Origin of the sequence: Mycobacterium sp., assembly GCF_008709575.1 — a bacterium.
GTDB lineage: Bacteria > Actinomycetota > Actinomycetes > Mycobacteriales > Mycobacteriaceae > Mycobacterium.
Genome location: NZ_VYIK01000475.1, coordinates 1 through 598 on the forward strand (window position 1 = coordinate 1; position 598 = coordinate 598).

Annotated in this window: 1 pseudogene; it reads left to right on the forward strand. The window is 78.6% G+C overall.

The annotated features are described in order from the left end of the window. Positions 1-598 (forward strand): annotated as a pseudogene (locus F6Q13_RS19655) (hypothetical protein); the annotation flags it as partial.

A 598-nucleotide genomic window follows, 5' to 3' on the forward strand; every position in this document is an offset into this window, starting at 1 on the left:
CCGGCCCCACCCGCACCACCGTTGCCGCCATCACCTTGCAACCCGGCCACCCCCGCGCTGCCATCAGCGGCCCGGTCGGCCCCGGCGCCGTTAAGACCCCCGACACCGGCGCTGCCCGCAGCCCCGCCGGCCCCGCCGTCACCCCCAGCCCCACCGGTACCGCCCTGACCGCCGGAGCCCCCCGCGGTGGTCGGGCTAAACCCAGCCCCGCCGTTGCCCCCATCACCGCCGGTGCCGCCGTTGCCGCCGTCGCCGGCGTTGCCGCCGACACCGCCGGCCCCCACAGCGCCATCGACGTGTCCGGTCCCGGCGGCCCCGCCCGCACCACCGGCCCCACCATCGCCGCCGGTGCCGCCGATCCCGCCGTCACCACCGTTGGTGCCGGCACCGCCAGTGGGATCCGAGGCAGTCCCGGCCGCCCCGGCCGTCCCGCTGCTACCGGTGCTGCCGGTGGCCCCGGTCGCGCCGTTCCCCCCGGCCCCACCCGCACCACCGTTGCCACCATCACCTTGCAACCCGGCCACCCCCGCGCTGCCGGTGGACCCCTGCACACCGATCAGCCCGCCATGACCACCGGCCCCGGGCGCTCCACCCATAG